Consider the following 17,014-nt stretch of genomic DNA (forward strand, 5'->3'; position numbering starts at 1 on the left):
GACGACCGAGAAGCGCAAGAGGTTGGGGAGGTTCGAGGCTGTCGCGGTGCGGTGGTCGAGATGGAGACAACTCCCGGTTTCGCTCAGCGAAGCAATCCTCTCCCTTGGCGGACTGAAAGGGCGAGCGCGGTTCGCGGTCACGCGAGCGAAGCGAGGGTGACCTCGGAGGACGCGGTTTGTCCTCCGGCGCCCGAAGGGCATGGTCGTCTCAGCGACCCCTATCGCGGACCGGGCTGTGCGGAGAGGTCCGCGATATGTCGGTGAGAGACCGCGAACCGCGCGAGGGCTTTCGAAACCTCTGTTCCAGTTTCAATCGACTCTCTGGTTCCCGAACTCCGTCACTCTGAATCAATCCCCAACTCCAAATCGGCCACCCGAATCCCGAATCACTCCAGTTGGTCCGACTCCTCGATTTCGCGGTGGACGATGTAGAATCCAGCCAAGAGCGCGACCAGAAGCAGGACGTAGACGCCCGCGATGGTGATGGCCTCCGTGGGATTGTAGTCGTCGGGCTTGAAGATGATGATTTGGCGCACGACCGCGATGAGACCGGCGTGTATCACCGCGACGACGACGCTCTTGGCCTCGACGTAGGCGACGATGGTCTTGTAGAGTTCCACGACGACGAACAAGTAGAGGACGATGTCGATGGCCGACCGGATGAGCGAGACGACCCCTGACGGGTCGTCCGCGCCGAAGGTAGTCAGCGACGCGACGATGGTAATCCCGAGGTTGACGACCCCGAGCGCGAGGAGGACGACGAGAAATCCGGCGATGACGGTCTGGAGAAACGTGACGCTCCCTTCTAACCAGCCCGTCACGCGTGTAGCCTCCGGTCGGTCCATTCGAGGTACCACGTTTCGACGCCCCGGCAAAAGTGCGTTCTGCCCGAACGACACTTCGATTCCGTCCGCACGGCGTCGCATTCGGAGCGGAGCGTGTCCGCCATTAGACACATACTGGATTGCTTAGAGAAATGTTTTGATTCATAAAAGACAATAGATTCGTTCTTTAGGGTGAATTTCTGCTCGTCTTTCTCACACGCGAATCGTCTTCCTCGTACGCGAACTTTCTCGCACGCGAAGGTTCAAATGCGAAAACGAATCAACTCGGCCCGGACGTTTCGCGCGGTCACGCGAACGAAGTGAGTGTGACCTCGGAGGACGCGGGTTGTCCTCCGGCGGTCGCTCGTCGGTCGGGGCCGAGGACCGCCAGTCCGACTAACCGGAAACGGCTGAGCCACAGACTCTTCGAGCAGGACTCGGTAGCGGTTTGTTCGTGGTGGTAGCGACTGGCCGAGGAGGGTCGGTGACGAGGAGGGTCGGTGACGAGGTGGCTGGCTACTCCTCCGAGTCGGGGACCCATCGCAGAGCGCCGCGACTGCAAACCGCACCGCGACCGCGGGCCTCACGCCTCCCCAGCCTCGCGGCCGCGCAAGGCGGCCGCGTCCACCGGCAGACAAACCGCGTCTGCCGAGCTGTTGCAAATCGAAGATTTGCCACAGCACGAAAATCTCCAATTTTCGAAGACTGCACTCGCTTCGCTCGTGCAGACCTCGCGCGGAGCCGGAGCGACACGAGCGTCGCTCCAGCGCGCGCCGAACCGAAGGCCGAGGAGTGGCTACGACGCCGAAAATCCAGACCGCCGAAACTCGCCGACGGTTACAACTCGCGCTTGGTGTCCGGATTCTCCAGTTCCCAGAGGTACTCCGGCAGGAAGGCGTCGAGGTTGTCCACGACCCGGCGCTCGCTCACGTTCATCCCCTCGCAGTGGTCCCACGCCTTCTCGCGGGTCGAGACGCGAATCTCGCCGTCTTCGAGGACCACCTCCAGTGGAAACACCGAGCAACGCGCGGGCTTCCAGTCGTGTTCGGCGTGGAGTTCGCAGCGGCCGTCCTCGCGGAGGAAGTAGCAGGCCGCGCCGTCGTCGGCGACGTGGTCGTCCCGGTCTTTCTCCTCGCGGGGGACGAAGTCCTCGCCGCGGAACCGGGTCGTGGCCTCGCTCAGGTCCGCGCGCTCGGCGAGTTCCAGAAAGTCCTCGTCGTAGAGGAGGACGCCGTGCCGACAGCACCACGTACACTCCTCGACGCACTCGAAGGTCAGGTCCGGGTCGAACTCCACGACCGCCTCGCGGCCGGGGTAGACCTCCACGCGCAGGTCGTCTGCGGACACGTCTCCGAGTCACTCCTCCGCGAGCAAAAGGGCTTCTAAAGGGGTCCCGCCGATTATCGGAACCGTTCGGTCAGGTCCCGCGCTCCCTCACCGGTACTCACGCCGGGGCCGGTCTTGATGTCGATGCCCGGAATCTGGGTCGCGGTCACGCCAGCGAGTCCCTCCGGGCACTCGACGAGCCCGGAGACGATATACGGCGTGCCGAGTTCGGGCGGCGTCTCCTGTTCGTCTACGTATATCTTTTTGCGCTCGACCAACTGCTCGGCGCGCACGTCGGGATTCCGGCCGAAGAACCCGCCAGCCGCCCCGTCCCACTCGACCAGAATCCCCTCCCAGAGGGTGAGTTTGTCGGGCGGCCAGTTGGCGAACTCGCAGGTGTCGACCTCGCTCACGTCCGGGTCGTCGTCCGTCTTGTCGGTCAGCAGGACGATTTTTCGCCGGAGGCTCTCGCCGAGTCGCTCGGGGTAGTCGAAGGCCATCCGCCGAGCGAAGCGGGCGCGGTCCGGTTCGTCCTGCGCGGCGAATGTACCCAAGCCGCCGACGCCGAACGCGCCGACTGCTCCCTGTTTGAGAAAGCTCCGCCTGTCGATTTCCGTCTCGTGTTCCTCGTTCATCCCCATCCCATTCGGACAAAGCCACCGACGTCTGTAACGGTTATCCCCGCTCCCGGAAACGGTACTGATTTAAGCCCCCCGATAGGTATTTTGTAATTGACTAAAATGCCTGAAATCTTCTCGGAGTCAGCCCACGATGTGTCAGTCGAACCGACCGACCTCGACGCTCGAAAATCGCTCGTCGGATTCGACGAATCGGACGCCGAAACGCTTGCGGGCATCGCCCCCGACGGTCACAGCGAGGCCGTCGCCGAGCGTCTGCGTGAGGCCTACGCGGACCGCGAGGACGTAGACGACGACCAACTCGCGGCGCTCGCGGACCTCGGCGCGTCCCTGACCACCGAGACGGACTACGACGCCGAGGCGTTCGCCGAGCGCGCCCGCTTCGGCGCGGCCCACGACGAACTCGGCCTGTCGCCGTCGGCGTACCTGTGCAGTCAGGCGCGACTGTTCGAGGCGGTCCTGCCCGCGCTCCGCGAGCGACTTCAGGCCGAAGTCGAACAGACCGTCCGCGAACTCGCCCCCGCTACGGGCGAGGAGGCGGCGACCGACGGCGGCGAAGTCGTCGCGGCCGACCCCGCTGGCGGCCACCTCGACGCGATGGTCGAGGAGGTCAACGCTCGGGTGGACGAGACCTTCGAGCAGGTCGAGTCCCTCGGTCGGCTGTTCGCACTCGACGCGAGCGCAGGCCTCGACGCCTACGAGATGGGCGGCGACGCCGCGGAACTCGAAGAACTCCGCGAGGAGAAGGAGTCGCTGGAGCGGCGACTGAGTCGGGTCGACGCGGTCGGCGAGCAGACCCAGATGACGGTCGCCGACCTCAACGAGTCCTCCGAGGACGTCAACCAGAGCGCCCAGGAAATCAGTCAACTCACCGACGAGCAGTCCGACCAGATGAACCAGATTGCGACCGAGGTGTCCAAGCAGTCGGCCACCATCGAGGAAATCGCGGCCAGCGCCGAGGAGGTCGGCGAGCAGAGCCGCGAGGCGCAGGAACTCGCCGAGCAGGGCAAAGTCCTCGGCGAGCGCGCCATCGAGGCCACCCGCGAGACAGACGAGGCCCGCGAGAGCATCGTGGAGGACGCTCAAGCGTTGCAAAATGCGGTCGAGGAGATCGGCGACGCGGTCGAGATGATAAACGACGTCGCCGACCAGACCAACCTGCTCGCGCTCAACGCCTCCATCGAGGCGGCCCGCGCCGGTGAGGCCGGAGACGGCTTCGCGGTCGTCGCAGAAGAGGTCAAGAATCTCGCCGAGGAGTCCCAGACTCGCGCTTCCGAAATCGAGTCGATGGTCGACCGAATCGAGGACCGCGCCCAGAGTACCCTCGACAGCCTCGGCGAGAGCGAACGCTCCATCTCCGACACCGTGGAGGCGGTCGAAGAGACCGGCGAGAAACTCGAACGCATCGTGGACGCCGCGACCGAGACCGCGACCGGGATGGGCGAGATTACGGACGCGACCGACCAGCAGGCCGCCAGCACCGAGGAGGTCGCAAGCATGATAGACGACGCCGCCGAGAAGGCAGACCGGGTCTCCGAGGAGGTGGACAGCATCGCCGCCGCGACCGAAGAGCAGGTGATGATGATAGCCGAACTCGAAGACACCGTCTCGAACCTCTGAGCGGCTGAAATCGGACTCTATCCCGTACTATCCTGTACTCCCCTGTACTACCCCGTGTTCTTCATCCCGGCCGCGATGCCCTTGACGGTCAGTCGCAGGGTTCGGTCTTCTTCCGGGATGCGGTGAGATTGGGCCAGCAGTCTGACCTGAAGCAGGTTGAGGGGGTCCACGTAGGGGTTGCGACGCTCCAGACTCTCTTCGAGCCAGTCTCTGCGGAGCAGTCCTTCGCGCCCGGTAATCTCACCCACGAGTTCGACCGCCCGGTCGTACTCGTCCTCGATTCGCGGGAAGAACTCCTCGCGGAGGTCACTCGGCGCGAGTTGGGCGTACTCGGCCGCGATTTCGAGGTCGGTCCGGCCCAGCGCCAGCGCGGCGTTGTCCAGCGTCGTCCGGAAGAAGGGCCACTCCTCGTACATTTCTTGGAGGGTCTCCACGTCGCCGCCAGCGTCGAGGTAGCTATCGAGTCCCTCCGCGAGCGAGTACCACCCCGGCAGGATGGCTCTGGCCTGCGTCCACGAGAACACCCACGGAATCGCCCGCAGGTCCTCGACGGTGCGCTCGCCGGACCGGGAGGCCGGGCGCGACCCCAGATTCAGTTCCTCGATGACCTCGATGGGGGTCGCCTGCTCGAAGTACGAGACGAACCCCTCGGTCTCCAGCAGGCCCCGATACGCCTCGCGCGCCGAATCCGCGGCGGTCGCCATCGCCTCGGTCCACTCGTCGGGGACCTCCTCGGTCGGTTCCCGAATCGCCTCGTGGCGAGCGCGGAGTTGGGCGTTGAGCATCTGCTCCAGATTCCGCTCGGCAATTTTCGGGTTGGCGTACTTCTCGGCGATGGCCTCGCCCTGCTCGGTGAACTTGACCTCGCCCGTGATGGTCTCGTTGGGGAGCGCCAGCAGGGCGTCGTTCATCGGGCCGCCGCCACGCGAGATGGAGCCTCCGCGGCCGTGGAAGAGTCGGAGGCGCACGTCGTGGTCCTCGCAGATTTCGGCGAGGCGCTTCTGGTTGCGGTAGAGGCTCCAGTTCGCCGCCAGAAAGCCGTTCTCCTTGTTCGAGTCCGAGTAGCCGAGCATGATTTCCTGGGTTCCTCCTCGGGCCTCGACCGCGGCGGCATAGGCCTCGTTCTCGAACAGCGTGCCCATGATTCGCCGCGCGCCGGAGAGCGCCGACTCGGTTTCCAGCAGGGGCACCACGTCGATGCCCGAGTAGCCGGGCAAGTCAACGATTCCGGCTTGGTCCGCGAGAAACAGGACTTCGAGGACGTGGCTCGGCTCCTCGGTCATGCTGATGCAGTAGGTGTCGATGGCCTGCACGCCGTACTCGTCCTGCCAGTCGGCGGTCCTGTCGAACAGCGTGAGGACCCGACTCGTCGTGTCCGAGAGGTCCTCGGCGTCGGCGGCCGCTCCGACGTCGATAATCGGGCCGTCCTGCAGAATCGCCTCGGTCAGCGTCTCGACGCGCTCGTCTTCGTCCATCTCGGCGTAGTCGATGCCCTCCCGGGCGAGGGCCTCGCCGACTGCCTCGGTGTGGTTCTGCTGATGGTCGCGCAGGTCCAGACTCGCCAGCGAGAGGCCGAACGTCTCGACTCGCCGCCGGAGGGGGTCCACATCGTTCTCGGCGACGACTTCCGCGCCGTTTTCCCGCAGGCTCTCGGCGATGGCGTCCACGTCGGCCAGCAGTTCGTCGGTCTCCTCGTACTCGCCGGGTCGCACGTCGCCGATTCGGTCGAGGCGCTCGCGCATCAACTTCAGCTTCTGGCGGTAGGGTTCGTCGGGATAGCGCTCTCGGGCCTCGTCGGCGACTCCCGGCAGGCGCTCGCGGTCGGCCTCGATTCGCTCTCGGAGGTCCTCGCCCATCTCGATGCTCCGGTCGCTCTGGCTCAGCACGCCCGAGAGGCGCTTGCACTCCTCGCGGTAGCGCGCCACTACGACCTCTCGCTGGCGGTCGAGCGTCTCGGCAGTCACCTCGGGCGTGACGAAGGGGTTGCCGTCCCGGTCGCTCCCGGCCCACGACCGGAACTCGAAGAGTTTGGGCACGTCGAGGTCCCCGAACTCGTCGCCGAGTTCGCGCTCCAGTTCGTCGTACACCTCGCCCACCACGTCGAACAGCGTGTTTTCGAGGTACCACTGGACGTTGAGCGCCTCGTCGGTGACCTCGGGCCTGCGGTCGCGGACCTGCGGGGTCTGCCAGAGGCTGGTGACCTCGGCTTCGAGGTCGCGCTCGACGACGGCCTCCTCGCGGTCGGTCAGCCTGCGCTCGTCCAGCGTCTCGATGTCGGCCGCGACCGACCGGAGTTTCGCCTTCACCGTCTTCCGGCGGGCCTCGGTGGGATGAGCCGTGAAGGTGGGTTCGACCAGCACGTCGTCGAGAATCTGCTGGATTTCCTCGGCGTCCGCGCCCTCCTCGGCCAGTGTCTCGGCGGCCTCGGCCACGCTGTCGGCCAGCGTCCCCTCTTGGCCCCCTTTTCGGACCGCCCGGACTCGCTCGCGCTCCTCGGCGAGGTTGATGAGTTCGAAGTAGGTCGCAAAGGCGCGGGCCACCACCCCGGCGCGCTCCGGCGGGAGGTCGGCGAGTTCCGCCCGGAGCGCGTCCCGACTGTCGGCCTCGCCCCGTCGGTAGTCGATGGCGTCGGTCCGGACCGACTCGACCAACTCGAAGGCCTCTTTGGAGGTCTGGGCCTCTAATACGTCCCCCAAGAGCGCCCCGAGTTCCCGCACGTCCTGCCGAACGTCTCTGTCGTGGAGTCGCATACCACGACTTCGGTCTGGTGAGGCTAAAACGTCGGGAATGAGTGAAAATTACCACTCGATTCTGAGTTACTAACTATTCGTGTGGTCGACTCGACTCCACGCGCCTTCTGAGTCGGGGTAGTAGCTTCTCGTCTAGGGTCTCCCAGAGAATCCCGACCGGGTTCTCGTGGTCGAAATCGGCCGGTTCGTAAGTGTACTCGGCGTCCGATGGATGTCGCTCTTGATAGTGGTCGAGTCCGGCCACGTGGTCGTTCTCCTGTCGATGCCAACCGCAGTCGAACCCACTCGATTCGACATAATGGATTTTGAACTGGTCGGGCGTCGGGTCGGGATGCGGCCACCAGTTGACGTACAACTCGGCGTCGTTCACCGGAGGATTTTCGTTCAGTAGCACCGAGAGCGCGAGGTCCGTGACGAGTCGCCAGTCGGTTCCCGTTCCGCTCTCCTCGAACCGGACTGCCGCGGTTCCGGGGTGATGTCGGAGGTTTCGCTTGAGTTGGTCCAAGATGCGTCTGCGCTTCCCACCGACCGACCCCGGTGGCAACCCGCCGTCGAATGCCAGCGACTCGTCCATCGTTCAACTGTGCAGTTGTTCTCGACTCGATTCTCGAAGCCTGTCGTATCGCTCGATTGCGTCGCGCATCATGAATTTCTCGTGTTCGCGGGACTCCCACTCCGACGCGATTTGGAGAAGCTCACGGGTCTCCTCGGCCGAAACGCCGTCTGCGGCGGCTTTCACCCGGAGTTCGTCGGGGTCGTCCACGCCGTACTCGTCTTCCCACACCTCGATATCGGCTTTGAGGTCAGCCAGCCTTTTGACTATTTCGTCTTTATCGTATTGTTCGACTAACTCCGATAGCTTTCGAAACCGAAGATACCCCGAGTTCGGCGAGTACGTCGTCGTTCCGTTCGCAGTCGCCGACGTGAGAACCCGCAGTTCCACGAGTCGTTCGAGATGATTTCGAGCGGTCGTCTCGGCGACGTAGGCCTCGTTCGCTATCGACTTCGCGGTTTTCGGGTCTGACACCGAGAGCGCGACCGACATCACTCGGTCGAACGCACTCGTCTGTTCGACCCACGTTTCGGCCGCCTGTGGACCACCTTTTTCGGTATCGTCCGGTGAAGCGTCGTTCATGGTCTATTGCACCTCTACATCGAATAACCGTCTTGTAGAACAATAATCTTTTGAGAGGATTGATTATTTGTCGAAGAACAAGAAACTATCTGGGCGATTCACGTAAGCCCGATATCGGAATAGGGCCACCGACCAGTTTGGCAGTCTCCGCTGGTTCTCCAACACAGATTAGTGCCCGACGCCCGTCAGTTCCACACATGAGCGACATAACCCTCGTCTACGACGACGACTGCGGATTCTGCACGTGGTGGGCGGACTTCTTCGGGAACCGCTCGGAGTTCCGAATCGTCGGCTTCTCGGAGCTGACCGACGAGGAGCGCGAGCGACTGCCCGACGACTACGAGGAGTGCGCCCACCTCATCGCGGACGGCCGGGTGTACTCCTGCGGCGAGTCATTGGAGCAGGCGCTCGTCCGGTCCGAAGTCGGCGAGAGCGCGGGATCGCTGGTCCGGTTCCTCCGGAACTTCGAGGACTACAACCGGTTCCGCGAGTCGGTGTATCAGGCGGTCGCCGACCATCGCGGGGACCTCGGGATGGTCGTGTCGAAGACGCCGCCAGCGCGCCAGCAGTCCGATTCGAGCGAGAAGTAGCTTCGCTGGCGTTCCCATCATCGTCCCGTCTCCGATTTCTCCTCGGGCGTCGTGAACCGAACAGCTCTCCACAAGTTTATATATCGTGGTGTAGGTAAGTCGGAGTACATCGATGAGTTTAGTCGAAATAGACGACAGACGCTACTTTCCGATGCTGCTGCTCTTCGTCGGTCTCCTCGCGTTCGTACTCTTCGGTGCGAGTTACTTCGTAGAGGTGCGGATTATCGTCGAGAAGCCGCGATACGGCGACGTAACCGAGACCATTCGGGCGCTCTGGCGTGCCATTCTCGGCGCGACGACAATCGGCTCGTTTCTCGTCGGCGTCTACGCCCTCCACAAGGACGACGATAGCGCGAGTGGTCCACCGACGAAAGTCGAAATCAAGGGGACCGGACACGACATCGACGTGTATCCGAACGGGCCAGTGGGAAAGCGAGACGGCGAAAACGAGCGAGACGATACGCAGGACGACACGGTGGCGTCCGAGGCCGACCCCGAAGACGGCGAGAATGCATCAGACGAGTGTTCGGAATCGAACACTGTCGAAGACCAACGGGCCGACTAACCCGAAAGCTGCCGGTTCAACCACTCTCTGGCGGCGACCGAGAGCATGGCCTCCCACGAGTTGAACCCGGTGTGTTCGGCCACGTACTCGTCGAGTTCGGCCTCGGGAATCCGCTTGAACTCCGCCTCGGTTTCGACCGTCCACGGACTCGCCGCGAAAAACGTCTCTATCGACTCGTAGTCGGTGTACGTCCGCATGAAATCCTCCGGGAACAGTTCGCCGAACGAGACGGCGTTCGTTCGCTCGCCCGACTCCGTGCGTTCTCCGAGTCGGTCGAGTTTGTCGGCCATCTCCTCGAAGCCCTCTATCTCGACACTCATATTACCGAATTCACCTCACTAGTATATAAACGATAGGGAGCCGTTCCGGTCGCACGTCCGCAATAGAACCTTTCGTAAAGTCCGTCGGAGAACGATTCCGAGATTCAGAGCGTCGTTAGCTGTACTCCCGCCAGCGGTACCCGCACTCCTGACACTTGAAGAAGCGCGTCGGGGGTTCGTCCGCAGAGCCGGTCTGCTTGATGGTGTACCACGCCTTGCCGTGGCCGCACTCGTCGCAGGTCACGTCCTCGGCGGTGGGCTTGCCCTCGAAGTTGGCGTCCTCGGAGGTCTCGATGACGTCGGAGTCGCCCTGCTCCTCGGTCGAGACGAACTCGGCGGCCTTGTCCTCGTCTTTCTCGGTCGTGTCCTGACAGTCGTCGTTCGTGCATATCATCTTCGACCCCATAGACTTCATCATGGAGCCGCATTCGTCGCAGAATTGCATGTTCGATGGCTAACGCCCGAGTGCTGATAAGCGCCACGTTCCTTCGAATGCTTCGTTACTGAGAGAGCGAGACGTGACCGCGAACCGTAGAATCCAGATTTGACTGCACACGCGAACCGCAGAACCGGCGTGATGATGTCCTCTTGAAGCCCCCGCCCCGTCGCTTTGCATTGGTAGCGATTCGAGGGGGAATCACGACCGTGAACGCCTCTGAAGCCCCCGCCCGGTCGCGGTCGCTGGCCGACATATCTTCGGCTCTCAACACCGCCCGCCTCAGATAGGGGTCGGCCAGCGACCGAGCAAGCGCGGCCGGGCGGCCCCTTCATCCACCCGGCCAAGATTGGTCAGTCGAGCGCACCCACGCCGGTTGGTCGGCCTGCCGTCGCGTTCGGAGTCGCGGACTCGCCGCAGTCCGAGGAGCGCCGGACCACGCAAACATACCTCCACAATTTCTTAAGCAATAATTTGATTGCTTTACGCTGGCCGACGCCGATTTCGCCGAGCCAACTACCGACCGTTTATCTGGCGAGACGCCGACAGAGACGGACATGGAGGCGGGAACGTGGCGTGGTCGCGTCGGCGTCCGCGTCACCGTGACGCTGACGTTCGCGGTCGCCCTGCTGTCAGTAGCCACGGGCGTCTCCAGCATCGGCTTCACCGCGGCCTCGACCCAGAACCTCTTCGGCGGCCAGATTCCCGAGTGGGCGCAGGAGACCGCCGGGTTCACCGGGACGCTGACCGGGTTTCTGATGCTGGCCAGCGCGTTCGGGATGCGCCGCGGACTGCGCGCGGCGTGGTACTCGACGGTTTTCCTGCTCCCGCTGACCGCGGCGCAGGGGTTGGTCCAGTCGAGTCCCTACTCCCTCCCGCTGGTCGCCGTCTCGATGGCCTCGCTCCCGGTGGTGTTGGCGGGCCGCCGCCGGTTCGACCGCGAGGTCGACCTCACCACGACGCAGATAGCCTCGCTGGCCGCGCTCGCCGGTGTGCAGGTCTACGGCACCGTCGGAACCTACGCGCTCGCGGACCACTTCCAGAACGTCGAGACGCCGCTGGACGCGTTCTACTACACGCTCGTCACCGCCAGCACCGTCGGCTACGGCGACCTCACGCCGACGACACAAACCGGCAGACTGTTCAGTCTCACGGTGGTCGTCCTCGGCACCGCGAGTTTCGCCGTCGCGTTGGCGTCGATTCTCGGCCCCGCCATCGAAGCCCGCCTCGCCACAGCACTCGGAAGAATGACAGAAACACAGCTCGAACTCTTGGAAGACCACGTCATCGTCCTCGGCTACGGCGACCTGACCGAACCCATCCTGAACGAACTCGCCGAACAGGTCGAGTTCGTCGTCGTCACGCCCGACCCCCAGCGCGTCTCCGAACTCTCCGACCGCGGGTTCAAGGTCCTGAAAGCCGACCCGAGCGACGAGGAGCCACTCGAACGCGTCGGCATCGAAGAAGCGCGGGCGGTCGTCGCCGCCACGAACAACGACGCCGAGGACGCGCTGGCCGTCCTCACGGCCCGGCAACTCAACCCCGACGTGCGCATCGTCGCGGCCGCCACCGACCGCGAGAACGTGGACAAACTCCGGCGCGCTGGCGCGGACTCGGTCATCAGCCCCGCGACCATCGGCGGCCACCTGCTGGTGCGCTCGGCGCTCGGGAGCGACGGGATGGAGAGCGTAGCCGACCGCCTCTCGGGCGAGTCGCCGAAGGCGGACTGAGAACTACCCCCGGTGGACGATTGCCACGTCGCAGTCCAACTCGTGCAGTCGCTCGAACGTCGGCGGCGAGACGAACCGCGAGGCGGCCGACCGGTCGGTACTCGCGCCCATCACGGTCAGGTCGTAGTAGGCGTCGTTGGCCTCCAGAAACGACTCGATGGACGACCGCGAGACGCGCGTCTCGAACGACCCCTCGAAGGCCTCCACGAGGTTCGCCAGCGTCGTCTCGGTGGCCCGGCGCTCCTCCTCGCGGTCGATACAGGTGCAGACGCTGACCCGGCCCGAACCGCCAGCGACTCGACGCGCGAACTCTATCATCGCGTGAGCCGTGTCGCCAGCGCGCCGGACCGGGACTAGCGTGCGCTTCCAGCGTTCGCGGGAGCCGTCGGCCGAGCGAAACGCTACGGTGTCGATGTTGCTCCGGAACAGCTCGCGGACGAACGACGAGAGACTGCCCTTCTCCTCCTCGTAGGGCGTGACGATGAGGTCGCAGTTGGCCTCTCTGGCGGTCTTCAGTACTGTTCGCGGGAGGTCTGTCCCGTCGCCGATGACGACGACTTCGCAGGGCACGCCGACCTTGGTCTCGATGCGGTCGGCCTCGGCCTCCAGTTGCTTGGCGGCCTCTTCGGCGACCCGGACCTCCTCGGACTCGACGTCGCGGGTGATTTCGGCCTCGGCCAGTTCGGCCCCGGCGCTCTCGGTCGGCACCTGCATCGTCTTCTCGGCCTCCTCGATGGCCTCCTCGTCGATGACGTCGAGCAGGACCACCTTTCCGGCGTCGTGGGCCGCCGCGAGTCGCGCGCCGAACATGGCCGCCGACCGGGCGCGTTCGCCCCGCATCGGGACCAGCACGTGGTCGTCGCCCTTCGTGGACTGGTAGAGGTACCGCGACCGGCGCTCGTAGAACCGCTCGCGCCAGACGTGGAAGGCGCTGGCGACGATGACGCTGGAGACGAACACCGACCCGACGAAGTCCACGAGGAACTCGTTGATGCCAGCGGGACTGGTGAACGCCGGGGCGATGAGCGCCAGCAGGGCCGTCGAGAAGGCGCTCGGCTCCTCGAAGTCGAGCGCCCACGTCGCTCCTCCGGTGAGGAGAATCGCCAGCGCGGCCTCGGCGGGCGAGACGAGCAACTGACTCGTGCCGAGCGGGTCCCGAAGCGTGGTGTGGAGGGCAATCCAAATCGCCGCGGTCCCGCAGAGCGCACCGACCGTGAGGCCGCCGACGAACTTGGTCGGCGAGGCGTAGGTGCCCTCGGGGTCGGCGAACAGCGTGAACGTCCCCGACGCCAGCGGCGGGAAGAGGACGAACGGAAGCGCGTCCACCGAGTTCGAGATGGCCGTCACGAGCGCGATGAGGAGGGGGACGAGGAGCAGGACCGAGAGGTGAATCACGTTCGAGGTGTGTTCCATCCACCGGCGGAAGTCCCGCACCTCCCGACGCTCAAACCGGCGCACGCGCCGGACTGCGGCGTGATAGCGCGTCCGCAGACTATCCAGCATTACCGACACTTCGACGCCCTCGCCCCATATATCTGTTCGCTCGGGAAGTTCGGAGACGCAGTAGCCAGCGTTCCGTCGAGCGCCCGGCCGAACAACCCACCAGCGAACGCTCGGCCAATTAATCCACCGTGGGTGGGATGAAGGGGCCGCCCGGTCGCGGTCACGCGAGCGGAGTCTCACCGAACGAAGTGAGGTCGTTCGAAAGGCGAAGCCTTTCGTGATCACGAAAATCTCCGATTTTCGGACGATGACGGCTCGGAAGACGCGGTTTGTCTTCCGGTGCGAGGGTGACCGCGGGAGACGCGGTTTGTCTCCCGGCGTGCAGTTTAGTCGTCTGAGCGACCCCTATCCGCGCCGATACGGTTCGTTGCGGTCAGGCGCGAATATGTCGCTCAGCGACCGCGACCGGGCAGGGGCTTCAAGAGGACAACATTACACCAATTCTGTCGTCGGTCACGTCGAGTCTGCTATTCGACAGCTGTCAAAAACAGGGAGAAAACTATTCCGCCAGTTCCACGACAGCGTCGAGCGAAATCCGGATCGCGCGCTCGACGTTGTTCTTGGCCTTCTCGGGCAGTTCCTCGTCCTCGGTCTCGCCCTTCTGGGTGCCCTCCACGAGGTTGCCGTCCACGGTGCAGATAGCCCCAGCGCGCATCCCGCGGCGGCGAGTCAGCGAGAAGACCGCCGCGGCCTCCATCTCGACCGAGAGGATGTTGGCCTCCTCCCAGTCGGCGACGTACTCCTCGGTCTCGGCGTAGAAGGCGTCGTCGCTGGCGATGGGACCGACGTGGACCTCCTCGTCGTTCGCTTCTGCCGAATCGACCAGCGACGTGAGGACGTCGTAGTCCGGCACCGCGGGGTACTCGACGTCCTCGTAGCGCTTGCTGGTGCCCTCGTTCTTGGCGGCACCGGTGGCGATGATCATGTCGCCGATTTCGATGCCCTCCTGCAACGCGCCCGTGGTTCCGACGCGGATGACCGTCTCGACGCCGACGTTTTCGAGTTCCTCGACCGCGATTGCGGCGGAGGGACAGCCGATACCGGTCGAGCAGATGGTGAGGGGCGTTCCCTCGTACTCGGCGTTGACGACCTTGTACTCGCGGTTCTGGGCGACGACCTCGGAGCTATCGCAGAGGTTTGCGATGCGGTCCACGCGGCCGGGGTCGCCGGGGATGAGCGCGATGTCGTTCAAGTCGCCCGCTTCGACGAGGAGATGGGGTTGCTTCGCCATGGGCGAAGGTTGTCGGGAGAGGGAGAAAAAGCGTGAGGGTTCGGTGCCGACGTTGTCAGGTTCGTGTATGGGTTAGAATAGAAACTATTCTATAAATATTTAGCACTCCTATCTCATTCTTGTGAAAACAAAAATCAATGTCCGGAGCGACCGGCAATCATGAGTAGCGAGTGAGAATCTCGTGTTCTTCTCTGATGAGTTCGCTAATCCCTTGTGTCATCACGGCTTTGCCGAGCGAGGTGGCTACGTAATAGGAGTAGAGGCCGTCAGCCCCGCGTTCCTTCTCCAAGCGGTTGCTGACCAGACCCACGGCTTCGAGTTCATCGAGGTGATAGTGCAGTTTGTTGGCGGGAATTTCGAGTGCCTCTGCGAGTTCTTTTGCGCTCATCTCACCTTCGCGGAGCAACTCGGCGAGGATTCGGTACCGAGTCTCCTCGCCGATGGCTCGTTGCATGGAGAGGTAGTCCTCTAAGTTGAGGACGCTGTCCTCCGGAAGTTTGGGTACGTCGTGACGTTCTGCTTTGGCCATGGGAATTATGATGAAGTCGGTTTGCCGAGTTAGACTGGATTTCTCGCCGTATTCGGCATCTGTATCCGGTATTTGTATTCGATATCTGTATATCAGAGACGATGTTACTTAACGCTTCTTGACTCAACCATTCCTGATAAAACCGCTATTTATAAGTTAGTCAATTTCGTCTATCGAGATAGATGCGGGAAACACTTCTCAAAAGGCTGGATTCGGCCTTTCCCCCGATTCGGCATCGCCAGTTCCTCATCTATCTGATGGGACCATACAAATCACACATCACGGAAAACGAAGAAATGTTCTCTCGTCTCGAAGCTTTGCGCGACAAACTACGTTCAGAGGGTTACAACGCATTTCTGGCTACTGACCCTGACATCCCTCTCGAAGAACTTGACGCCGGAACACAGAGCCTCAAATTCGCCCGAGCAAGTAACGTCGTGCTGTTCGTCGTCCCCGACGACGGGAAAAATCTCGGCGTCGGAATCGAAGTCGGTGCCGTCCTCGAAGATATGTCTACCCGTCAACGCCAGCGGATTCTATTCCTCCACGAGGACGGAATGCGGAGTGCGATGATTGGTGCAATTGGGGACCGATGGAACGTATTCCGACGAACCTTCGAAGACGACGATGACCTCTGGCACGAAGCGCTACTCTTCGTCCGTGACGTGATGCGAAAAGAGGTCTACGGCGATTTATCGAGAATTTTCGAGGAAGATAGTTCTTAGAACTGCCCGTCCAGAAACGCCGCCACGTCCTCGAACGTCGGCGCGGTCCGCGCGCCCTCCTCCATCGCGGCCAAGGCCCCGCAGGCGTTCGCAAACTCCAGCGCTCGCTCGTAGTCGGCGTCCCTGTCGAGGAGTCCGCCGTCGTGCAACAGCACCGCGAGGAACCCCGCGGCGAAGGCGTCGCCAGCGCCCGTCGTATCGACCACCTCGGCGTCGAAGCCGGGGTGGTCGAAGGAGGCCTCGGGAGTGTCGACCTGCGCGCCCTCCTCGCCGTGCTTGATGACCACCACGCGGCCGTGGAGTTCCGAGGAGGGATGCTCCAAGTCGCTGTCGAGAATCGTCCGGGCCTCGCGGTCGTTGAGAAACACCACGTCGGAGTAGGCCAGCGCCTCGCCGAAGTCGCGCTCGGCGAGTCGCCTGCCGGGGTCGAAGGAGACGCTCACGCCCGCCTCGGTCGCTGTCCGGGCCAGTTCGGCGGCGGTGTCGGGGCGCTGGCTGGTCAGGTGGAGGTGGTCGGCGCTTGTGACGTACTCCGAGTCCACGTCGGCGGGCGTGACGGCCTCGTTCGCGCCCTCGTTGCCAAGCACCATGACCTCGCCCTCCGAGTCCACGATGAGGTACTTGGTGGTGGTTTCGTGGTCCTCGACCTCCAGCAGGTGCGAGCAGTCCACTCCGGCCGAGGTGAGTTCCCGGCGGACGAACTCGCCGGTCTCGTCGTCGCCGACGCTCCCGACGAGTCCCGTCTCGAACTCCATGCCCGCCAGCGCGACGGCCACGTTGGCGGCGCTCCCGCCGCCGGACCGACACTGGGAGTCGATTCGGGCTTCGCCGTCTGGTTTCGGGAGGGCGTCCACGCGGAGCGTCACGTCCCAGTTGACGTGGCCTGCGGTGACTACCTGGACCATAGCTGGCGACCGTGGCGGCGATTTGCGAGCGACATACCGCCACGATATGCACCCATCAGTCAAAACGCTGGTGGGTCGGGTAGGGAAACGGGATTTGGGAGGTCTCGACCGGTCGCTTCGTCGTGATGTGATTGAGAATAGTAACAACAGAACTATTGTGATATCGTCTTTTGAAGCCCCCGCCCGG

The 17,014-nt window shown here is 63.6% G+C and carries 17 protein-coding genes; 5 read left to right on the plus strand and 12 right to left on the minus strand.

The annotated features are described in order from the left end of the window. Nucleotides 1-386: 386 nt before the first annotated feature. From EPL01_RS03835 to EPL01_RS03845, 3 genes are all read right to left on the minus strand, one after another. A complete protein-coding gene (locus EPL01_RS03835) occupies nt 387-821 on the minus strand; it encodes a phosphate-starvation-inducible PsiE family protein (RefSeq protein ID WP_168215795.1) in 435 nt (144 codons plus the stop codon). 840 nt (nt 822-1,661) lie between these two features. Further along, nucleotides 1,662-2,171 (minus strand): hypothetical protein, encoded by a 510-nt coding sequence (locus tag EPL01_RS03840; RefSeq protein WP_135823940.1) that lies wholly within the window; start codon nt 2,169-2,171, stop codon nt 1,662-1,664. Nucleotides 2,172-2,224: 53 nt separating this feature from the next. Further along, nucleotides 2,225-2,791: a hypothetical protein gene (locus EPL01_RS03845; RefSeq protein WP_168215796.1), complete on the minus strand. Its 567-nt coding sequence runs from the start codon at nt 2,789-2,791 to the stop codon at nt 2,225-2,227. A 132-nt stretch (nt 2,792-2,923) separates the two neighbouring features. Between EPL01_RS03845 and EPL01_RS03850 the strand changes: the two genes are divergently transcribed. Next, nucleotides 2,924-4,408, plus strand: coding sequence for a methyl-accepting chemotaxis protein (locus EPL01_RS03850; RefSeq protein ID WP_168215797.1), 1,485 nt, complete (start codon nt 2,924-2,926; stop codon nt 4,406-4,408). 47 nt (nt 4,409-4,455) lie between these two features. Here the strand turns inward: EPL01_RS03850 and ppc are convergent, their stop codons facing one another. From ppc to EPL01_RS03865, 3 genes are all read right to left on the minus strand, one after another. Further along, nucleotides 4,456-7,158: a phosphoenolpyruvate carboxylase gene (gene ppc, locus EPL01_RS03855; protein WP_135823943.1), complete on the minus strand. Its 2,703-nt coding sequence runs from the start codon at nt 7,156-7,158 to the stop codon at nt 4,456-4,458. Nucleotides 7,159-7,231: 73 nt separating this feature from the next. After that, a complete protein-coding gene (locus tag EPL01_RS03860; protein ID WP_135823944.1) occupies nt 7,232-7,732 on the minus strand; it encodes a hypothetical protein in 501 nt (166 codons plus the stop codon). A gap of 3 nt (nt 7,733-7,735) precedes the next feature. Then, complete coding sequence (locus EPL01_RS03865) at nt 7,736-8,293, minus strand: DUF7342 family protein (RefSeq protein ID WP_135823945.1); 558 nt, start codon at nt 8,291-8,293, stop codon at nt 7,736-7,738. Between the two features lie 197 nt (nt 8,294-8,490). On the opposite strand from EPL01_RS03865, the gene EPL01_RS03870 reads away from it, so the two are divergent. Together EPL01_RS03870 and EPL01_RS03875 are read left to right on the plus strand one after the other, a co-directional pair. Continuing rightward, the gene (locus tag EPL01_RS03870) at nt 8,491-8,883 is read left to right on the plus strand and encodes a DCC1-like thiol-disulfide oxidoreductase family protein (RefSeq protein ID WP_135823946.1); all 393 of its coding nucleotides are present in this window, start codon (nt 8,491-8,493) and stop codon (nt 8,881-8,883) included. 112 nt (nt 8,884-8,995) lie between these two features. Then, the gene (locus EPL01_RS03875) at nt 8,996-9,448 is read left to right on the plus strand and encodes a hypothetical protein (protein WP_135823947.1); all 453 of its coding nucleotides are present in this window, start codon (nt 8,996-8,998) and stop codon (nt 9,446-9,448) included. Here the strand turns inward: EPL01_RS03875 and EPL01_RS03880 are convergent. Next, nucleotides 9,445-9,768 carry a hypothetical protein gene (locus EPL01_RS03880; RefSeq protein ID WP_135823948.1) on the minus strand — a complete coding sequence of 108 codons (324 nt, stop codon included), beginning with the start codon at nt 9,766-9,768 and terminating at the stop codon, nt 9,445-9,447. The two genes, EPL01_RS03875 and EPL01_RS03880, sit on opposite strands and share 4 nt — an antisense overlap. Nucleotides 9,769-9,883: 115 nt before the next feature. After that, on the minus strand, nt 9,884-10,213 hold the full coding sequence (locus tag EPL01_RS03885) for a transcription factor S (protein ID WP_135823949.1): 330 nt from the start codon (nt 10,211-10,213) through the stop codon (nt 9,884-9,886). Between the two features lie 548 nt (nt 10,214-10,761). On the opposite strand from EPL01_RS03885, the gene EPL01_RS03890 reads away from it, so the two are divergent. Further along, nucleotides 10,762-11,934, plus strand: coding sequence for an NAD-binding protein (locus tag EPL01_RS03890; protein WP_135823950.1), 1,173 nt, complete (start codon nt 10,762-10,764; stop codon nt 11,932-11,934). 3 nt (nt 11,935-11,937) lie between these two features. On the opposite strand, the gene EPL01_RS03895 is transcribed toward EPL01_RS03890, so the two are convergent. The 3 genes from EPL01_RS03895 to EPL01_RS03905 all read right to left on the minus strand — a co-directional run bounded on the left by EPL01_RS03895 (nt 11,938) and on the right by EPL01_RS03905 (nt 15,197). Then, on the minus strand, nt 11,938-13,437 hold the full coding sequence (locus EPL01_RS03895; RefSeq protein ID WP_135823951.1) for an HPP family protein: 1,500 nt from the start codon (nt 13,435-13,437) through the stop codon (nt 11,938-11,940). Between the two features lie 499 nt (nt 13,438-13,936). Then, entirely contained in the window at nt 13,937-14,668 is a 732-nt protein-coding gene (locus EPL01_RS03900) for a guanosine phosphorylase (RefSeq protein WP_135823952.1), read from the minus strand. Between the two features lie 157 nt (nt 14,669-14,825). Beyond that, complete coding sequence (locus EPL01_RS03905) at nt 14,826-15,197, minus strand: ArsR/SmtB family transcription factor (protein WP_135823953.1); 372 nt, start codon at nt 15,195-15,197, stop codon at nt 14,826-14,828. Nucleotides 15,198-15,379: 182 nt separating this feature from the next. On the opposite strand from EPL01_RS03905, the gene EPL01_RS03910 reads away from it, so the two are divergent. After that, complete coding sequence (locus EPL01_RS03910) at nt 15,380-15,922, plus strand: DUF7509 family protein (RefSeq protein WP_135823954.1); 543 nt, start codon at nt 15,380-15,382, stop codon at nt 15,920-15,922. Here the strand turns inward: EPL01_RS03910 and EPL01_RS03915 are convergent. Further along, nucleotides 15,919-16,827: an ATP-dependent ribose-1-phosphate kinase gene (locus tag EPL01_RS03915; RefSeq protein WP_135823955.1), complete on the minus strand. Its 909-nt coding sequence runs from the start codon at nt 16,825-16,827 to the stop codon at nt 15,919-15,921. The two genes, EPL01_RS03910 and EPL01_RS03915, sit on opposite strands and share 4 nt — an antisense overlap. Nucleotides 16,828-17,014: the final 187 nt, after the last annotated feature.

This window comes from Halorussus ruber (assembly GCF_004765785.1).
Classification (GTDB): Archaea; Halobacteriota; Halobacteria; order Halobacteriales; family Haladaptataceae; genus Halorussus; species Halorussus ruber.